Origin of the sequence: Silvimonas iriomotensis, assembly GCF_014645535.1 — a bacterium.
Taxonomy (GTDB): Bacteria; Pseudomonadota; Gammaproteobacteria; order Burkholderiales; family Chitinibacteraceae; genus Silvimonas; species Silvimonas iriomotensis.
In genome coordinates, this window is the sequence record NZ_BMLX01000001.1 from 692,544 (window position 1) to 710,740 (window position 18,197).

Annotated in this window: 16 protein-coding genes; 14 read left to right on the forward strand and 2 right to left on the reverse strand. The window is 60.3% G+C overall.

The window, feature by feature from the left end:
- The 10 genes from IEX57_RS03125 (at position 1) to IEX57_RS03170 (ending at position 9,711) form a co-directional block, all read left to right on the forward strand.
- Complete coding sequence (locus tag IEX57_RS03125) at positions 1-624, forward strand: phosphoribosylanthranilate isomerase (RefSeq protein ID WP_188702205.1); 624 nt, start codon at positions 1-3, stop codon at positions 622-624.
- On the forward strand, positions 621-1,832 hold the full coding sequence (trpB, locus tag IEX57_RS03130) for a tryptophan synthase subunit beta (RefSeq protein ID WP_188702206.1): 1,212 nt from the start codon (positions 621-623) through the stop codon (positions 1,830-1,832). The genes IEX57_RS03125 and trpB overlap by 4 nt, the downstream gene beginning before the upstream one ends.
- A gap of 94 nt (positions 1,833-1,926) precedes the next feature.
- Positions 1,927-2,730, forward strand: a complete 804-nt coding sequence (gene trpA, locus IEX57_RS03135; RefSeq protein ID WP_188702208.1) for a tryptophan synthase subunit alpha — start codon at positions 1,927-1,929, stop codon at positions 2,728-2,730.
- A 16-nt stretch (positions 2,731-2,746) separates the two neighbouring features.
- Entirely contained in the window at positions 2,747-3,622 is an 876-nt protein-coding gene (accD, locus tag IEX57_RS03140; RefSeq protein ID WP_188702210.1) for an acetyl-CoA carboxylase, carboxyltransferase subunit beta, read from the forward strand.
- A 12-nt stretch (positions 3,623-3,634) separates the two neighbouring features.
- Complete coding sequence (folC, locus tag IEX57_RS03145; protein WP_188702212.1) at positions 3,635-4,924, forward strand: bifunctional tetrahydrofolate synthase/dihydrofolate synthase; 1,290 nt, start codon at positions 3,635-3,637, stop codon at positions 4,922-4,924.
- Positions 4,911-5,744 carry an SPOR domain-containing protein gene (locus tag IEX57_RS03150; protein ID WP_188702214.1) on the forward strand — a complete coding sequence of 278 codons (834 nt, stop codon included), beginning with the start codon at positions 4,911-4,913 and terminating at the stop codon, positions 5,742-5,744. The genes folC and IEX57_RS03150 overlap by 14 nt, the downstream gene beginning before the upstream one ends.
- Before the next feature lie 60 nt (positions 5,745-5,804).
- Entirely contained in the window at positions 5,805-6,296 is a 492-nt protein-coding gene (locus IEX57_RS03155; RefSeq protein WP_188702216.1) for a CvpA family protein, read from the forward strand.
- Positions 6,297-6,364: 68 nt separating this feature from the next.
- Complete coding sequence (gene purF, locus IEX57_RS03160) at positions 6,365-7,897, forward strand: amidophosphoribosyltransferase (protein ID WP_188702218.1); 1,533 nt, start codon at positions 6,365-6,367, stop codon at positions 7,895-7,897.
- A 120-nt stretch (positions 7,898-8,017) separates the two neighbouring features.
- Positions 8,018-9,202: an O-succinylhomoserine sulfhydrylase gene (locus tag IEX57_RS03165; protein WP_188702220.1), complete on the forward strand. Its 1,185-nt coding sequence runs from the start codon at positions 8,018-8,020 to the stop codon at positions 9,200-9,202.
- Between the two features lie 179 nt (positions 9,203-9,381).
- Positions 9,382-9,711, forward strand: a complete 330-nt coding sequence (locus IEX57_RS03170) for a DMT family transporter (protein ID WP_188702222.1) — start codon at positions 9,382-9,384, stop codon at positions 9,709-9,711.
- Positions 9,712-9,741: 30 nt separating this feature from the next.
- Here IEX57_RS03170 and ppk2 read toward each other — a convergent pair whose 3' ends face one another.
- Together ppk2 and IEX57_RS03180 are read right to left on the reverse strand one after the other, a co-directional pair.
- The gene (gene ppk2, locus IEX57_RS03175; RefSeq protein WP_188702224.1) at positions 9,742-10,557 is read right to left on the reverse strand and encodes a polyphosphate kinase 2; all 816 of its coding nucleotides are present in this window, start codon (positions 10,555-10,557) and stop codon (positions 9,742-9,744) included.
- Positions 10,558-10,571: 14 nt separating this feature from the next.
- Positions 10,572-12,332, reverse strand: a complete 1,761-nt coding sequence (locus IEX57_RS03180) for a SulP family inorganic anion transporter (protein WP_188702226.1) — start codon at positions 12,330-12,332, stop codon at positions 10,572-10,574.
- A 247-nt stretch (positions 12,333-12,579) separates the two neighbouring features.
- Between IEX57_RS03180 and IEX57_RS03185 the strand changes: the two genes are divergently transcribed.
- The 4 genes from IEX57_RS03185 to nirD all read left to right on the forward strand — a co-directional run bounded on the left by IEX57_RS03185 (position 12,580) and on the right by nirD (position 18,103).
- Entirely contained in the window at positions 12,580-14,649 is a 2,070-nt protein-coding gene (locus IEX57_RS03185; protein ID WP_188702228.1) for a carbon starvation CstA family protein, read from the forward strand.
- Positions 14,642-15,004 carry a YbdD/YjiX family protein gene (locus tag IEX57_RS21080; RefSeq protein WP_188702230.1) on the forward strand — a complete coding sequence of 121 codons (363 nt, stop codon included), beginning with the start codon at positions 14,642-14,644 and terminating at the stop codon, positions 15,002-15,004. The genes IEX57_RS03185 and IEX57_RS21080 overlap by 8 nt, the downstream gene beginning before the upstream one ends.
- Positions 15,005-15,356: 352 nt before the next feature.
- Entirely contained in the window at positions 15,357-17,774 is a 2,418-nt protein-coding gene (gene nirB / locus IEX57_RS03195; RefSeq protein WP_188702233.1) for a nitrite reductase large subunit NirB, read from the forward strand.
- 14 nt (positions 17,775-17,788) lie between these two features.
- Entirely contained in the window at positions 17,789-18,103 is a 315-nt protein-coding gene (gene nirD / locus IEX57_RS03200; RefSeq protein WP_188702235.1) for a nitrite reductase small subunit NirD, read from the forward strand.
- The last annotated feature ends 94 nt before the right edge of the window (positions 18,104-18,197 follow it).

The following is an 18,197-nucleotide window of genomic DNA, read 5'->3' on the forward strand; positions in this document are numbered from 1 at the left end:
ATGAACCAGCAGGTAAGAATCAAGATTTGTGGTCTGCGTGACCCCGCCACCGCCCGTGCTGCGGCGCAAATGGGGGCAGATGCAATTGGTCTGGTGTTCTATGAGCCCAGCCCGCGCAATGTGTCCGTAGAAGAAGCCAAAGCAGTTCTGGCCGCATTGCCGGCCTTTGTGACCAGTGTGGGTTTGTTCGTCAACGCCGATCCGGACTGGCTGCGCGACCTGTTGCAGGTACTGCCGCTGGACCTCTTGCAGTTTCATGGCGATGAGTCGCCAGAGTACTGCCGCAGCTTCGGCAAACCGTGGATCAAGGCGGTTCGCGTAAAACAGGACACAAATTTGATAGAATATGCCGCGCAATTTCACGATGCGCGCGGTTTGCTGGTCGATGCCTTTGTCGAAGGCACCCCTGGGGGGACCGGCGAAGCGTTTGACTGGTCGTTGATTCCAGAGGATTTACCCCTGCCGCTGATTCTTTCCGGCGGGTTGAATCCGGGTAATGTGAGTGAGGCCGTGGCGGCTGTTGCGCCATGGGCCGTCGATGTGTCCAGTGGTGTGGAAAGCACCCGTGGCGTCAAAGACCTGAACAAGGTTGCACAATTCATCAAGGCAGCGAGACACGCATGAACGATTTTCTGCAGTATCAAGAACCCGATCTGAAAGGCCACTTTGGCCAGTTTGGCGGTTTGTACGTTGCCGAAACCCTGATGCCCGCACTCGACGAATTGCGTGCCGAATATGAAAAGGCCAAGGCCGATCCGGCGTTTCAGGCCGAGTTCAACTACGAACTGGCTCATTACGTTGGCCGTCCGTCCCCGATTTATCACGCCAAGCGCTGGTCTGAAGCGCTGGGCGGCGCCCAGATTTACCTCAAGCGTGAAGACCTGAACCACACGGGTGCGCACAAGGTGAACAACACCATCGGCCAGGCCCTGCTGGCCCGCCGCATGGGCAAGAAACGCGTCATTGCCGAAACCGGCGCTGGCCAGCATGGCGTGGCCACGGCCACCGTGGCGGCGCGTTACGGTCTGGAGTGCGTGGTGTACATGGGCGCCGAAGACGTCAAGCGCCAGTCGCCCAACGTGTTCCGCATGAAGCTGCTGGGCGCAACCGTGGTCGCGGTCGAATCTGGCTCCAAGACACTCAAGGACGCCATGAACGAAGCCATGCGCGACTGGGTGACCAATGTCGATTCCACCTATTACATCATCGGCACCTGCGCCGGCCCGCACCCGTACCCGATGCTGGTGCGTGACTTCCAGTGCGTGATTGGCGAAGAAGCCAAGGTGCAGATGGACGAAATGCTGGGTCGCCAGCCGGACTTCGTTCTGGCTTGCGTGGGTGGCGGTTCCAACGCCATCGGTATCTTCCATCCGTATATCAAGGTGCCGGACGTGCGCCTGATCGGCGTGGAAGCCGGCGGTGATGGCGTCGAAACCGGCCGCCATGCTGCGCCGCTGACCGCCAATGTCGGCACCGGCGTGCTGCACGGCAACCGCATGTACCTGATGCAGGATGAAAACGGCCAGGTGGCTGATACGCATTCCATCTCTGCCGGTCTGGATTACCCGGGCGTGGGTCCGGAGCATTGCTACCTGAAAGACATCCATCGCGCCCAATACGTGGCCGCCACCGACCAGCAAGCGATTGAGGCTTTCCACGAGCTGAGCCGTTTTGAAGGTATTATCCCGGCGCTGGAATCCAGCCACGCGCTGGCCCATGCCAAGAAACTGGCGCCGACACTGCCCAAAGACAAAGTCATTCTGGTGAACCTGTCCGGCCGTGGCGACAAGGATATTCCGACCATGGCGCGTCTGGCCGGTATCGAGCTTTAAGGCTCACGCCGTCACAGCAGATCGCGACGACATGCGGCATTGGCTTTAACCGGCCGATGCCGCACAATCCACCCAACTTTTACATTACAAAATCATGTCCCGAATCCAGACCACGCTTGGCGCACTCCAACAGCAAAACCGGCAGGCTTTGATTCCTTTCATTACTGCGGGTGATCCGCGCCCGGGCATCACCGTTGAACTGATGCACGCGCTGGTCAAGGGCGGGGCCGATATCATTGAACTCGGGGTGCCGTTTTCTGACCCGATGGCCGATGGCCCGGTGATCCAGCGTGCCAGCGAGCGCGCGCTCAAGCACAACGTCAGCCTGCGCAACGTGCTGGAAATGGTGGCTGAGTTCCGCAAGACCGACGCCAGCACGCCGGTGGTGCTGATGGGTTATGCCAACCCGGTCGAGCGCTGGGGTTACGAGTCTTTCGCCGCCGCCGCGCACGCTGCCGGCGTTGATGGCGTACTGACCGTCGACATGCCGCCTGAAGAGGCAGAAGACCTGGCCCGCATTTTCAAGGCCAACCAGATTGATCCGATTTTCCTGCTGGCCCCGACCACGCCCGTTGCGCGCATTCAGGCGGTGGAACGGCTGGCCAGCGGCTACGCTTATTATGTTTCGCTCAAGGGCGTGACCGGCGCGTCACACCTTGATGTTTCCAACGTGGCCGAACGGGTTGCTGTGATCAAACAGCACCTGACCGTGCCGGTTGGCGTGGGTTTTGGTATCCGCGACGCTGAAACCGCCCGTGCCATGGCAAAGTTTGCCGATGCCGTGGTGATTGGTTCGCGTCTCGTCCAGGAAGTGGAAGCAGGTGAGGAAGGTCTGGCCGAACGCCTGACCACGTTCCTTTCCGGCATCCGTGCCGCCATCGATACCGCCCGCGCCTGAGCAAGGAGTAATACCCATGAGTTGGCTGCAAAAACTGCTTCCGCCAAAGATCAACAAACCGCGTGAACCGGGCAAGTCGGCCGTGCCGGAAGGCTTGTGGCACAAGTGTTCCGCCTGTGGCGCAGTGCTGTATCGCACCGACCTTGAAAAGAATCTGGATGTTTGCCCCAAGTGCAACTTCCACAACCCGGTGTCGGCCCGCCGTCGCCTTGATCTGTTGCTGGACCCGGAAGGCCGTTTTGAAATCGGCGCTGAAGTGCAGCCGGTCGATCCGCTCAAGTTCAAGGCCATCAAGCGCTACAGCGACCAGCTGGTTGCCGCGCATGACAGCACCGGCGAAGATGACGCCCTTGTCGTGATGCAAGGTTCGATCCTGACAGTGCCGCTGGTTGTGGCCGCGTTTGAATACAAGTTCATCGGCGGTTCCATGGGTTCCGTGGTGGGCGAGCGCTTTGTCCGTGGCGTGCGTACCGCCATTGAAAACAAACTGCCGTTTGTGTGCGTGTCGGCCTCGGGCGGTGCGCGGATGCAGGAAGGGCTGAACTCGCTGATGCAAATGGCCAAGACCAGCGCCATCCTGACGCGTTTGTCTGAAGAAGGCCTGCCGTTCATTTCGCTGCTGACCGATCCGACCATGGGTGGTGTATCGGCCTCGTTTGCTTTCCTGGGCGATGCCGTGCTGGCAGAACCGGGCGCACTGATCGGCTTTGCCGGCCCGCGCGTGATTGAGCAAACCGTGCGTGAAACGCTGCCGGAAGGCTTCCAGCGTTCTGAGTTCCTGCTGCAAAAGGGCGCCATCGACATGATCGTCGACCGCCGCGAATTGCGTCAGAAAATTGCTTCGCTGGTGACGCTGTTCTCGCGCCAGCCCGCTGTGACCCAGGTTAACTGATACATCCCGTTAATGCCGCTTTTTGATGCCGACACTCTGGCCGGATGGCTGCAGCACCTTGAGGCGCTGCACCCTTCGGCCATCGACATGGGCCTGGCGCGCGTGACGCAAGTCCGCGACGCCATGGGCCTGACGCCTTCGTTTCCCGTCCTGACGGTTGCCGGCACCAATGGCAAAGGCTCGGTCTGCGCCATGCTCTCGAGCATGTTCCGCGCGGCGGGCTATAAGGTCGGGACGTACACCTCACCCCATCTGATCGATTACAACGAGCGCGTGCGCATTAACATGCAGCCCGCCGCCGATGCCGATCTGCTGGCCAGCTTTCGCGCCATTGAAGCGGCCCGGGGCGAGATCACGCTGACGTATTTTGAATTCGGTACGCTGGCAGCCATGCGCCAGTTCATCGACGAAGGCGTTGATGTCGCCATCATGGAAGTCGGCCTGGGGGGCCGGCTGGATGCGGTGAACGTGTTTGATCCGGATGTTGCAGGCGTGGTCAGCATTGATCTGGATCACCAGTCTTATCTGGGCGATACCCGTGAGCTGATCGGGGCCGAGAAAGCCGGCATTTTCCGCGCCGGCAAACCGGCTTTGTGTGCTGATCCGAACCCGCCGCAATCGATCATCGACCTGGCCAGCCGCGTCGGTGCGCCGCTGCAACTGGTCGGGCGTGATTTCGGCTTCATGAAAGAAGGCGAGGGCAATCAGTGGGTGTTCTGGGGTGCCCAGGGCAAACACCATGCCTTGCCGATTCCGGCGCTGCGCGGCAGCTACCAGATGGGTAATGCCACCCTGGCGATTGCCATGCTCGACGAAGTACGCTTGAAATTGCCGGTAGGGATTGGCGATATCAAGCGCGGCTTGCTTGAAGTGGAATGGCCGGCGCGCTGCCAGGTACTGCCTGGCCGGCCACAAACCGTGCTGGATGTCGCGCACAACCCGCACGCCGCGCGCGCCTTGCGCCAGGCGCTGGACCAGATGGGTTATGCCGCAAAAACCCATGCCGTCTTCGGCGCCATGGGCGACAAGGATATTGGCGGTGTGGTCAGCGCACTGGCCGATCGTATTGATCACTGGTATCTGGCTGCGCCGCAATTACCGCGCGCTGCCAGTACCGAACAGCTGCAAGCTGCTGTTTTACAGGCCGCACCGCAAGCGCTCACTAGCGCATATGGCAGTGTCGAACAAGCCTGGAAAGCGGCCTGTGAGCAGGCTGCCGAAACTGATAGAATCCTGGTCTTTGGTTCCTTCTACACTGTCGCGGAAGTGATGGCTGCCCAGCATGGCAATGGCTCGAGATAATATCCCGGACGAACTCCAGCATCTGCGCAAACGCGCCCGTCGTCGACTTGTCGGCGCAGTAGCCCTGGTTCTGTTTTCGCTCACTGTCCTGTGGACAGTGCTTGATTCACAGCCCCCCGCCAATCTGGCGGCCCAGCACCCGGTAGAAATCATTGCCAGCGCACCCAGCGCGGGCAATGCTTCGGCCGTGGCGCTGACCTCTACCGTCACCCCGGATGGCAGCGTGACCAGCGCGTCGCAGCCTGATGGCCTGACGCCAGCGGTGGTCACGGCCACGCCAGCACCGGTGGTGGCTGCCAATACCGCGCCCGCGCCGGCTGCTGCGGCCAAACCGGTGGATGAAACCACCCACGCGCCGCAGTCCTTGCCTGGCAAGTTGCAACGTGTCCAGGGCGATGATGCCCCGACACCTGCACCCAAGCCGCGTGCCACACCGACCCCCGTGCCAGAAAAAGTAGCCACGGCCAAACCGAAGGTGGCAGAGGCCAAACCGACGCCCAAACCCAAAGGTGCCGTTGATCCCGAAGCGATCCTGAACGGCACTGCAGACGGCAGCGCCAATGCAGCCCTGGCAGACAAGCCGGCTGACAACTCGCCGCGCCATTACGTGCAGCTGGGCGCTTTTGGCAATGCCGACAAAGCCCATGAGGTGGTTGGCAAGCTCAAGGCGGCCGGATTGCCGGCCTATGCCGAAAAGGTCACGACTTCGACTGGCACGCTGACGCGTGTGCGCGTCGGGCCGGTGGTCTCGGCTGAAGCCTACAACGTGGCCAAAAAGCTCAGTGCCATGGGCTATCAAGGTCAGGTGGTGAGCAAATAAACCCGACATGAAAACCATGAAACCCATGCGCGCCGAAGTCATGACGAGCGGGAGCAGACCGTGACCGGGTTCGATTACATCGTACTCGGCATCCTGGGCTTATCCATTCTGCTCTCCGTCATGCGCGGGCTGGTGCAAGAGATCATGGCACTGGCCGGCTGGGCGATCTCGGCCTGGGTGGCCTTTCATTATTCAACCTTGACCACACCTTATATGCCACAGGCCATTCCTTCGCCGGAATTGCGTTATCTGGCGGCGGTGGTCATGCTGTTTTTTGCATCCTGGATTATTTGTTCATTGCTGCGTCTGACGCTGGCCCAGTTCCTCAAGGTCAGTGGTCTGCGCCCGCTGGATCGTCTGTTGGGGGCGATTTTCGGGCTGGCGCGCGGTTTCCTGTTCACGTTGATGATCGTGCTGATTGCCGGTCTGACTGACGTGCCCCGGAGCCCGTTGTGGCGCAATGCAATGTTCAGCCCGTTATTTGAGCAAGCAGCCGTGATGGCGTTGCCCTGGTTACCCCAGGACCTCGCCCGGCATATTCATTACGACTGAAGTCCGGCTAAAAGGACAGGTCGGTTAAACCTGGCAGTTGGTATTGCACGTTTCGAGAGGCATTCAGCATGTGTGGCATTCTGGGCATAGTCGCCAAAACTCCAGTCAACCAGCTGTTGTACGACGGCTTGCTGGTTCTGCAGCACCGCGGTCAGGACGCAGCGGGTATTGTCACCGCTGAAGACCAGCGGATGCATATGCACAAGGGCCAGGGCCTGGTGCGCGACGTATTCCGTACCCGCAATATGCGCTCGCTCTGGGGCAACACCGGCATTGGCCACGTGCGTTACCCGACTGCAGGCTCGGCCTCCAGCCTGGCTGAATCGCAGCCGTTCTACGTCAACAGCCCGTTCGGTATCGTGCTGGCCCACAACGGCAACCTGACCAACGATGCCCAGCTTAAAGACGAGATGTACCGCACTGACCTGCGTCACATCAACACCAACTCGGACTCTGAAGCGCTGCTGAACGTGTTTGCACACGAACTGCAAAACCGCGCCAAGGGTTTCAAGCTTGATGCAGACATCATTTTTGAAGCCGTCGCCGCCGTTCACAAGCGCGTGAAGGGTGCTTACGCCGTGGTGGCCATCATCGCCGGTTATGGCCTCGTTGCTTTCCGTGATCCGCACGGCATCCGCCCGCTGACCATTGGCGCACACGAAACCGAAGCCGGCACTGAGTATCTGGTGGCGTCCGAATCCGTCGCCCTCGATACCCTGGGTTTCAAGCGCATGCGCGATATTGATCCGGGCGAAGCGGTCTACATCACCTTCGGCGGCGAGCTGCACAACCGCCAATGCCACCCGAACCCGAACCTCGTGCCGTGTATTTTCGAGCACGTTTACTTTGCCCGCCCTGACAGCGTCATTGACGGCATTTCGGTGTACGAAGCCCGTCTGAAGATGGGTGACTACCTGGCCGAACGCATTCGCTCGACCATTCCGGATCTGGATATCGACGTGGTCATCCCCATTCCGGATACCAGCCGCGCTTCTGCGCTGCAACTGGCGATCAAGCTGAACCTGCCGTACCGCGAAGGCTTTATCAAGAACCGTTATATCGGTCGTACCTTCATCATGCCAGGCCAGGCCTCGCGCAAGAAGTCGGTACGCCAGAAGCTCAACCCGATCGGTGTCGAATTTGCCGGCCGCAGCGTGCTGCTGGTGGATGACTCCATCGTGCGTGGTACCACTTCCAAAGAGATCGTGCAGATGGCGCGCGAAGCGGGCGCCCGCAAGGTCTACCTGGCTTCTGCCGCACCGCCGGTGAAGTTCCCGCACGTGTACGGCATTGATATGCCGACCCGCGCTGAACTGATCGCCACCGGCCGCACGGACGCGCAGATTGCCGAAGAAGTCGGTGCCGATGCCGTGATCTACCAGGAACTGGATGATCTGATCTCGGCCTGTCGCGAGGCCAGCGGTGGCCGTATCCAGGAGTTTGAAACCTCCTGCTTTGACGGCAAGTACATCACCGGTGATATCACCGACGACTACCTGGATCAGCTGGAAGCCAAGCGCCTGTCGCCGTTGTCGACCAAAACCAGCGACGGCGGCCTGCTTGACCTGAATATCGGCGTGGCAGAGCAAAACCTGGTCTGAACCGGGCTGGCAGGATAACAAAAGGGGGGCTTTGGGCGCCCCTTTTGTGTCTGTGCCGCGGCGCGCGCTCAAGGCACAATCAAACAGATACGCATCAACAAGGACAGGTGAGGGCATTTCATGGCAGATCTCGATTACAGCACTTTGCACCCGGACACGCTGGCGGTACGCGCCGGGACGGAACGCACGCATTTTGGCGAGCATTCGGATGCCATGTTCCTGACCTCCAGCTTTGTGGTGGGCAGCGCGCATGAAGCCCAGCTGAAGTTCACGGGCCAGGTGCCGGGGTTTATCTATTCGCGCTTTACCAACCCGACCGTGAGCGCCTTTGAAGAGCGTCTGGCGGCCATGGAAGGCGGCGAGCGCGCCGTGGCCACCGCGTCGGGCATGAGCGCGATCATGTCTTTGTGCCTTGCGCATCTGCGTTCTGGCGACCATATCGTGGCTTCCAGCGTGCTGTTTGGCTCCACCATGCAGTTCTTCAACAACTACATGGCCAAATTTGGCGTTGAAGTGACCTACGCCTCGCCGGTTGACCTGGCGGAGTGGCGCGCTGCGGTCAAACCGAACTCAAAACTGTTTTTCCTGGAAACCCCGTCCAACCCGCTGGTGGATGTGGCAGATATTCGCGCCATTGCCGATATCGCCCACGCAGCCGGCGCCATTCTGGCGGTGGATAACTGTTTTTGCTCGCCCGCGCTGCAACAGCCATTGAAGTTCGGCGCCGATATCGTGGTGCATTCGGCCACCAAGTACATCGATGGCCAAGGCCGGGTCCTGGGCGGCGCGGTGGTGGGCAGCAATGCCTTGATCGAGCCGGTTTACCTGTTCTTGCGCACCGCCGGGCCGACGCTGTCGCCGTTCAATGCCTGGGTGTTGCTCAAGGGTCTGGAAACGCTGGGCATCCGCATGAAAGCCCATTCTGAAAATGCCATGAAGCTGGCCACCTGGCTGGAAGCGCATCCCAAAGTGGCCCGGGTGTATTACTCCGGCCTGAAGTCTCACCCGCAGCATGAACTGGCCGAACGTCAGCAGACCGGCCACGGTGGCGTGGTGTCGTTTGATGTGAAGGGTGGCCAGGATCTGGCCTGGCGCGTGATCGATCGCGTGCAGCTGATGTCGCGCACGGCCAATCTGGGCGACGTGCGTACCACCATCAGCCACCCGGCGACGACCTCGCACGGGCGCCTGACGCCGGAAGCCCGCGCCCGCGCCGGCATTGGTGATGGCTTGATCCGGATCTCGGTCGGGCTGGAACATATTGGCGACTTGATCGCCGATCTGGAACGCGGTTTCGCCGACTGATGCGACAGCGGGGTGGCGGCAATATTTGCGCTGACGCAAACTCGCCGCCCTGGCAAACTGCACGTTCTATCTGACTGGCATATACAGGCGCTGCCACTGCGCCGCTTGTAGCCCCTGCGGGGACGACCCCGCAGCGCATTCTCCACTGAGGACGGCCTCACTTGTCGAGGCCGTTTTTCATGTCTTCTGCTGTTGTTTCCTGGATTGCCCTGATCGTCGCCGGCTTGCTTGAAGTGGGCTGGGCGGTGGCACTTAAATCATCTGCCGGTTTCAGCCGCTTGTGGCCTTCGCTGGCTTTTGTGGTTTTGTTGCTGGGCAGTATGGGTTTGCTGGCGTATGCCGTGCGCACGCTGCCGCTGGGTACGGCCTACGCTTTGTGGACCGGGATCGGCGTGCTGGGGTCGGTGCTGTTCGGTGTGCTGTTCTGGGGGGAGCCGCTGTCGTTGCTGCGGGCGATCTCGGTGATCTTGCTACTGGCGGGAATGGTGGGACTCAAGCTGACGGCCTGATCGCCCCACCCGGCGCCGGGATGCAGTCGCTCAGTATTTCAGATCAACCCGCGGGCACGTGATTTCTGCTTCTTTGTAGCCGTCTGGCTTCTGCCGTTTGGGCAGCACAATCTTTTGTGCCGGCATCTTCTTGTACGGCACCTTGGACAGGATGTGGCTGATGATATTGAGGCGCGTGCGCTTTTTGTCATCAGAATGGATCACATACCACGGCGCCCATTCGCTACTGGTCTGGGCAAACATGTCGTCGCGCGCCTTTGAATAGTCGTACCAGCGGCTATAAGAGGCGACATCCATGGGCGAGAGTTTCCAGGTCTTGCGGCCATCGTCGATGCGGTCTTTCAAGCGGCGTGTTTGTTCATCCATGCTCACTTCCAGCCAGTATTTGAGCAAGATGATGTCGTCGTGGACCATGGCTTTTTCAATGATGGGCGCCCCGTGCAAAAACGCCTGGGTCTGTTCCGGCGTGCAAAAGCCCATGACCCGCTCCACGCCAGCGCGGTTGTACCAGCTGCGATCAAAAATCACCACTTCACCGGCTGCCGGCAGGTGCGGAATATAGCGCTGCATGTAGATCTGGCTTTTCTCCCGCTCGGTCGGTGCCGGCAAGGCAATCACGCGGAACACCCGCGGGCTGACCCGCTCGGTCAGCGCCTTGATCACACCGCCTTTGCCCGCGCCGTCCCGGCCCTCGAACAGGATGCAGACTTTGAGCCCTTTCTGTTTGACCCATTCCTGCAGATGAACCAGTTCAATGTGCAGATCGCGCAGGGCGCGTTCGTATTCCTTGTTGCCCATTTTTTCTGGCGTAGCGACGTCAGGCGTTTTCTTTTTGCTGCTGGACATTTCGGCCTCTCGGTTCAGGAGCCGGCTTGCCGGGCCGGCGGGGTAGTGACGGGCAGCGGGACGTCCGGATGAAGCTGACGCCATGCCGCCAGTGCGGTGCGACGGGTATTGAACAGTTTGAGTTCACGCGGGCCGTTCAGCTCAACGTGATGCGCATCCAGCCATTGCTCGATCAGATAACGGTGCCCGCAGAACGCCAGATTGATGCCGCGGGCGTGCAGGTTGTTGTCCAGTTCCATAATGGTCAGTGCGCCGGTCAGATCGACCATGCTGATGACGTGGCTGTCGATCAGCACCCAGTGCACCGGGCTGGTGGCTTCATCAATCAGTTGCTCAATCCGCTGCCGGAAATACCCGGCGTTGAAGAAAATCAGCGGCGCTTCAAACCGGTAAACGATCAGACCGGGCACGCTTTGCGCCGTCGGGTAGAACATGGTGCCGTGAAAGTCGCCATCTTCGGCCAGCCCCAGTACGTAATTGCTGGGTCGCGCCACTTGCCCCAGAAAACGCAGCAGGGCAATGGCAATGGCAAACAGAATGCCCGGCATGACACCCACAATGAGCACTGCCAGAAAGGTGCCCAGCGCAATGCCGAACTCGGCCCGGCTCATGCGCCACAGGTTCAGATAGGCGCGCCAGTCGGTCAGCCCCCAGGAGCTGAAAATCAGGATCACCGCCAGCGCCGCGGTCGGCAGCGCGGCCATGGGCGTGGCAAACAGCAACAAGGCCAGCAAGATGGCCAGCGAGGCAAAGACCTGCGCCATGCGCGTGCGCCCGCCCGCCGCATCATTCACTGCCGTGCGCGAGTCCGCGCCGGTCACCGCAAACCCCTGCGACAGCGCAGAGACAATATCCACCACGCCAAAGGCGATGAATTCCTGGTTGCCATCCACCTGATACCCGTTTTTGGCGGCAAAGCTGCGCGCAGTCAGCATGCCGCTGGAAAAACTGATAAACGCCAGCAGCGCGGCCGATGGAATGATGTCGCCCCAGTCTTCATGTGGCAGCGCCGGCCAGTGCAGGCGCGGCACTGAAGAGGGGATGTCACCGATAGTGACCACTTGCCGCGCCTCCAGACCCAGCAGCACGCTCGCCAGCACCGCCACCACGGCCACGACCAGCGCCACCGGCCCGTTGCGCCAGGTTTTGCGCAGGACGACATACAGCACAATCAGACCTGCCGAGACCAGTACCGTGGGCAGATGGGCGCCGGGCAACTGGCGCACAAACGAGATCGCCTGACCCACCACATCACGCCCGATCAGCGTCACCCCGGTCAGTTTGCCCAGTTGCCCGACGATGATGGTGATGGCCACGCCGTTCAACAGCCCGGTCAGAATCGGCCGCGACAGCAAATCGGCCAGAAAGCCCAGCCGCAATTTGCCGGCGAGCAAACAAAACAGGCCGGTGAACAAGGTCAGTGAAATGGCCAGTGCGTGATAGCGCTCCGGATCGCCCTGTGCCAACGGCACCAGTGTCGCGGCGATCATGGCGCAGGTGGCGGCATCCGGGCCCACGATCAACTGGCGGGATGAGCCAAACAGCGCATAGGCAATCATGGGCAGGATGGCGCTGTACAGGCCGACGACCGGGCTGAACCCGGCCAGTTGGGCGTAGGCAATGCAGACCGGCAAAGCCACGGTCGCCACCGATACCCCGGCAATCAGATCTGCGCGCACATTGCTGCGCGAATACCGCAGCAATTCCGGCAGACCGGGGGCCCAGCGTGCCAAAGACACGGTCAACCGCAACGTGCGGGAATACAGGCGGGACATGAATTCCTTGCTCTGGCGTTGTTATCGGCATTGGGGCGGCCGATTGTTATTTCATCATTATTGCAGCCACTGACGAAATTGAAAGGTGATCAGAAATAACAAAGGGCTGCATTCATCCACAAATCAGGGTTGTGGAGGATGAAGAATGTAGTTGCTATTGATAAACTACATTACGCTTGCAGCAAAGAAGGCGTCATACGCTCTGCGCCGACTTTATCCGTCGGCAAAATATAAAAAGGGGACTTTCATGAGTCGTAGCAAGGAATGGTTAATCTGGATCGGGGTCGCAATCCTGGGTGCCATCGGCTTTGGCATGCTGGCCTTAAGCCGCGGTGAACACGTCAACGCAGTGTGGATGGTGACGGCCGCAGTGGCTTGCTATGCCATTGCGTACCGTTTCTATAGCCGCTTTATTGCGAACAAGGTATTTGAACTTGATGACCGTCGCCTGACGCCCGCAGAGCGTCGTAACGATGGCCTGGATTACGTACCCACCAACAAATGGGTGCTGTTTGGTCACCATTTTGCTGCCATCGCCGGGGCTGGCCCGCTGGTGGGCCCCATTCTGGCTGCGCAGATGGGATATCTGCCGGGCACCCTGTGGATTCTGATCGGCGTGATGCTGGCCGGCGCGGTGCAGGATTTCCTGGTGCTGTTCATCTCTACCCGCCGTGATGGCCGCTCGCTGGGCGAAATGGCCAAGCAGGAGCTGGGCCCCTTTGCCGGCGTCGTGGTCATGCTGGGTGCGCTGGGCGTAATGATCATCATCTTGTCGGCGCTGGCCCTTGTGGTGGTCAAAGCGCTGGCAGACAGCCCGTGGGGCGCGTTTACCATTGCAGCGACGATTCCCATTGCGCTGTTCATGGGCATCTACATGCGTTACATCCGGCCGGGCCGTATTGCCGAGATCTCGGTCATCGGCTTTGTGCTGATGATGCTGGCCATTGTGTACGGTGGCGATATCGCCAAAGACCCGACCTGGGGCCCGATCTTTACCCTGACCGGCCCGCAAATGACCTGGGCGCTGGTGATCTACGGCTTTATTGCCTCGGTCTTGCCGGTGTGGCTGCTGCTGGCCCCGCGTGATTACCTGTCTACCTTCCTCAAGATCGGCGTGATTGTCGGCTTGGCAATCGGCATTGTGTTTGCCGCGCCGGAACTGAAAATGCCGGCGGTGTCGCGCTTTATCGATGGCTCCGGCCCGGTCTTTGCCGGCAGTTTGTTCCCGTTCCTGTTCATCACCATTGCCTGCGGGTCGATTTCCGGTTTCCACGCGCTGGTTGCATCAGGCACGACTCCGAAACTGGTCGAGCGTGAAAGCCATATGCGCATGATTGGCTACGGCGCCATGCTGATGGAGTCGTTCGTGGCCATCATGGCGCTGATCTGCGCCAGCGTGATCGATCCGGGCGTGTACTTTGCCATGAACTCCCCGGCTGCCCTGATCGGCAAAACCGTGGTGGAGGCCTCCACCGTCATCAATGGCTGGGGCTTTACCATCACGCCGGACACGCTCTCGACCATTGCCCAGGAAGTGGGTGAGAAATCCATCCTGTCCCGTGCCGGTGGCGCGCCGACCTTTGCTGTCGGCATGGCACACATCATTTCGGACATCTTCAACAGCCGCGCCATGATGGCGTTCTGGTACCACTTTGCCATCCTGTTTGAAGCGCTGTTCATCCTGACCGCGGTGGATGCCGGTACGCGCGCTTGCCGTTTCATGGTGCAGGATCTGGCCGGTGTGGCGATTCCGGGCCTGGGCAAGAGCCGTTCCTGGATCGGTAACCTGATTGGCACCAGCGTGGCGGTGGCCGGCTGGGGCTACTTTGTTTACCAGGGCGTGGTTGACCCGCTGGGCGGCATCAACACCTTGTGGCCGCTGTTTGGCATTGGTAACCAGATGCTGGCCTCCATGGCGCTGATCCTGGGCACCGTGGTGCTGTTCAAGATGAAGAAAGAACGCTACGCCTGGGTCACCATCCTGCCGACGGCATGGTTGTTCATCACTTCCATGGCTGCCGGCTGGGAAAAGATTTTCAGTGCCAATCCCAAGATCGGCTTCCTGGCAGTTGCCAACAAGTTCAACACCGCCGCCGCGCAAGGCACCATCATTGCGCCGGCCAAAACGGTGGAAGACATGCAGCGCATTGCATTCAACAACCAGGTCAACGCGGCCTTGTGCGGCTTTTTCATGCTGGTCGCCGTGGTCATGCTGATTTCCGCATTCCTTAACATCCGCAAGGCATTGGCATCGCGCCAACCCACCGCGCGTGAAGCAGATGCCCAATGGCGCGGGGAGGCCGCCAGCCATGCTTGATCTATCCAGCTTTACCGGCCGCCACACGCCGCCGCAGCACCCGGATGACGCTTACGCCCGTTATGTGGAAGAGCACGCGGCGCAGCATCACGCCGGCATGCCCATGAGCCAGAGCATGTTCGACCGCTACAGCCTGGGCTCGGACTGGCTGGCCGGGCTGAAAGATGCCGCCAGAAAAGTGGTGCAGACCTGCCGGCTGATGGTGGGCGTGCATGACTATGAGTATTACGTTCAGCACATGCGCGAAAAGCATCCGGACGCCCAGCCGATGAGCCGCGAAGACTTTTACCGTTATTGCCTGGAAGCCCGTTATCCCAGTGCGGATCGTCCCGGTGGCGGTAAATGTCCTTGCTGATGCAGGGTTGATTGACGTCTGTCACCCAGGGCCGGCCGGTGTGCCGGCCTTTTTATTGGCTTTTGCCGGATGGGTGCCCTAAAAAACCGGGTGTGAATATTCCGGATATGCGCATCAATTCAAGGGTTTGGGCTGCGAATCCGGCGCGCTGCAATAGTCCATCAGCATTAATTTGTCGTACGCAACGTTGGTAGTTTTCATCATTTATACAAAATGCATATTTTCCTGACTGCGCATTGATTTAGATCAAACCATCGACCCAGCCTATTTACCTCGTCCGCGCGCGCCAGATTGCCCAACATAGCTCCTGATCAAATAGAAACCGCCGGCGCGCGCCGGCCTGGAGCAACCCATGCGCAAGCAACGACTGGTACTGATCGGCAATGGCATGGCCGGTGTCCGTACGCTGGAAGAAATCCTGCGTCACGATCCGCAACGCTATGACATCACCATCATCGGCGATGAACCCTGTGGCAACTACAACCGCATCCAGCTCTCCCCGGTGCTGGCCGGTGAACAGACCCTGTCCGATATCATCCTGAACAGTGAAGACTGGTACGACGCCAATGGCATCCGCCTGATCAAAGGGGTGGCCGCCACCGGCATCGACCGGGTTCAGCGCACCATCAGTCTGGCCACGGGCGAGGCCATTGCCTACGACAAACTGATCATTGCCACCGGCTCGCGTCCGTTCATGCTGCCGATTCCGGGCGCACAACTGGATGGCGTACTGGGTTTTCGCGACATCAAAGACACCACGGCCATGATCGATGCGGCGGCAAAGTATCAGCACGCGGTGGTGATTGGCGGTGGTTTGCTGGGGCTGGAAGCGGCGCACGGGCTCAAGCAGCGCGGCATGAACGTCAGCGTGGTGCATCTGGGCGAATGGCTGCTCAACCGTCAGCTTGATGAACAAGCCGGCCGCATGCTGGAACAAGCCATGCGCGATCATGGCCTGGCGCTTTACCTGGGCCAGACCGCCCGCCGTCTTGTGGGTGAGCAACGCGTCAGTGGCGTGGAACTGGGGGATGGTACGGTGTTGCCGGCCGATCTGGTGATCATGGCTGCCGGCATTGTGCCCAACGACGGGCTGGCGCGCGCGGCGGGCCTGAAAGTGCAGCAAGGCATTGTGGTCGACGACACGCTCAAGAGCAGCGACCCGTTTATCTATGCCGTGGGCGAGTGTGTCAATCACCGTGGCATCAGTTATGGCCTGGTGGCGCCGCTGTTTGAAATGGGCAAGGTGCTGGCCAACCAGCTGGCCGGCTGCGGCAAGCAACGCTATACCGGCACCACCACGTCGACCAAGCTCAAAGTGACGGGCATTGATCTGTTCTCTGCCGGCGACTTTATGGGCGGTGATGATTACGACCAGATCGTGGTGTCTGACCCCAAGGGCGGCGTCTACAAAAAGCTGGTGCTCAAGGACGACGTGCTGGTCGGCGCCTGCCTGTATGGCGATACGGGCGAGGGCGCCTGGTACTACCAGTTGCTGCGTGAAGGCCGCAATGTGGCCGATATGCGCCGCGACCTCTTGTCCGGCCCGCGTGAAGTGGGCGATGCGGGCACGGCCGGGGCCAACCGCGCCGCCGCCTTGCCCATGGATGCGGAAGTCTGCGGCTGTAATGGCGTGAGCAAAGGCACCATCGTCAAGGCAATTACCGAACACGGCCTGTTTACGGTGGAAGACGTCAAGAAACACACCCGCGCCGGCGCCTCCTGCGGCTCTTGTACCGGCCTGGTGGAACAGATTCTGATGAGCACCGTGGGCAGTTCTTTCCAGGCTGCGCCCAGACAAAAACCCATGTGCGATTGCACGACCCACACGCATGCCGAAGTACGCGAAGCCATCCGCAACCAGCATCTGACCTCGATGGATCAGGTGATGCGTAAGCTGCAATGGCGCTCGGCTGACGGCTGCCCAACCTGCCGCCCGGCACTGAACTATTACCTGATTTCCACCTGGCCGGGTGAAGCCAGAGACGACCCGCAATCGCGTCTTGTGAACGAGCGCATGCACGCCAATATCCAGAAAGATTCAACGTTCAGCGTGATTCCGCGGATGTGGGGCGGGGTGACCAGCCCGGCCGAACTGCGCCGCATTGCCGATGTGGCCGAGAAATACGAAGTGCGCATGGTCAAGGTCACTGGCGGCCAGCGGCTGGACTTGCTGGGCGTGAAGGGCAGCGATCTGCCGGCAATCTGGAAAGACCTCGATATGCCCAGTGGCATGGGTTATTCCAAGGGGCTGCGTACCGTCAAAACGTGCGTGGGCAAGCAGTTCTGCCGCTTTGGCACGCAAGACTCCACCGGTATGGGTATTGAGCTGGAAAAAGCGCTGGACCGGATGTGGGCACCGCACAAGGTCAAACTGGCCGTCTCTGGTTGCCCGCGCAACTGCGCCGAAGCCGGGATCAAGGACGTTGGCATTATCGCGGTCGATAGCGGCTGGGAGCTCTATATCGGCGGTAATGGCGGGATCAAGACCGAAGTGGCCGAGTTCCTGATCAAGGTGAAAACCGCCACCGAAGTCATGGAATACAGCGGCGCTTTCTTGCAGTTGTATCGCGAAGAAGCGCACTACCTGGAGCGGACCGTGCACTTCATGCAGCGGGTCGGCCTGGATTACATCAAGGAACGCGTGCTGCAAGACGAAGCCGGTCGCAAGGCCCTGTGGGCGCGCCTGCAGCAAGCCCTGGCGCTGGAACCCGATCCGTGGCGCGCACGTGACGGTGTCGCCGCTGACCAGTTTGCCGCATTGCCTGCTTGAGCAAGGAGAACATCATGAAATCATTCCACAAAATCTGTGCCTTGCAGGACATCCCGCAACAAGGCGCCCGTGTCGTCAACACCAGCGCCCAGGCGCAAGCCATTGCGTTGTTCCGGACTGCCGACGATCAGGTGTTCGCACTGGACGATCACTGCCCGCACAAAGGTGGCGCCCTGTCACATGGCCTGGTATTTGGCGGTGCGGTGGCGTGCCCGCTGCATAACTTCAAGGTTGATCTCGCCACCGGCAGCGCGCTGGCGCCAGAGCAAGGCCAGGTGCCTTGCCATGCGGTAGAAGTGCGGGATGGGGAAGTGTGGCTGGCCGTTTGATTCACGGCTGACAGGTGGCGCTGTTCCGGCCGCCTGGCCCGGCTTTGCAACTTGCAACACTCACAGCAATGAGGCGCGCATCATCTGCGCGCCT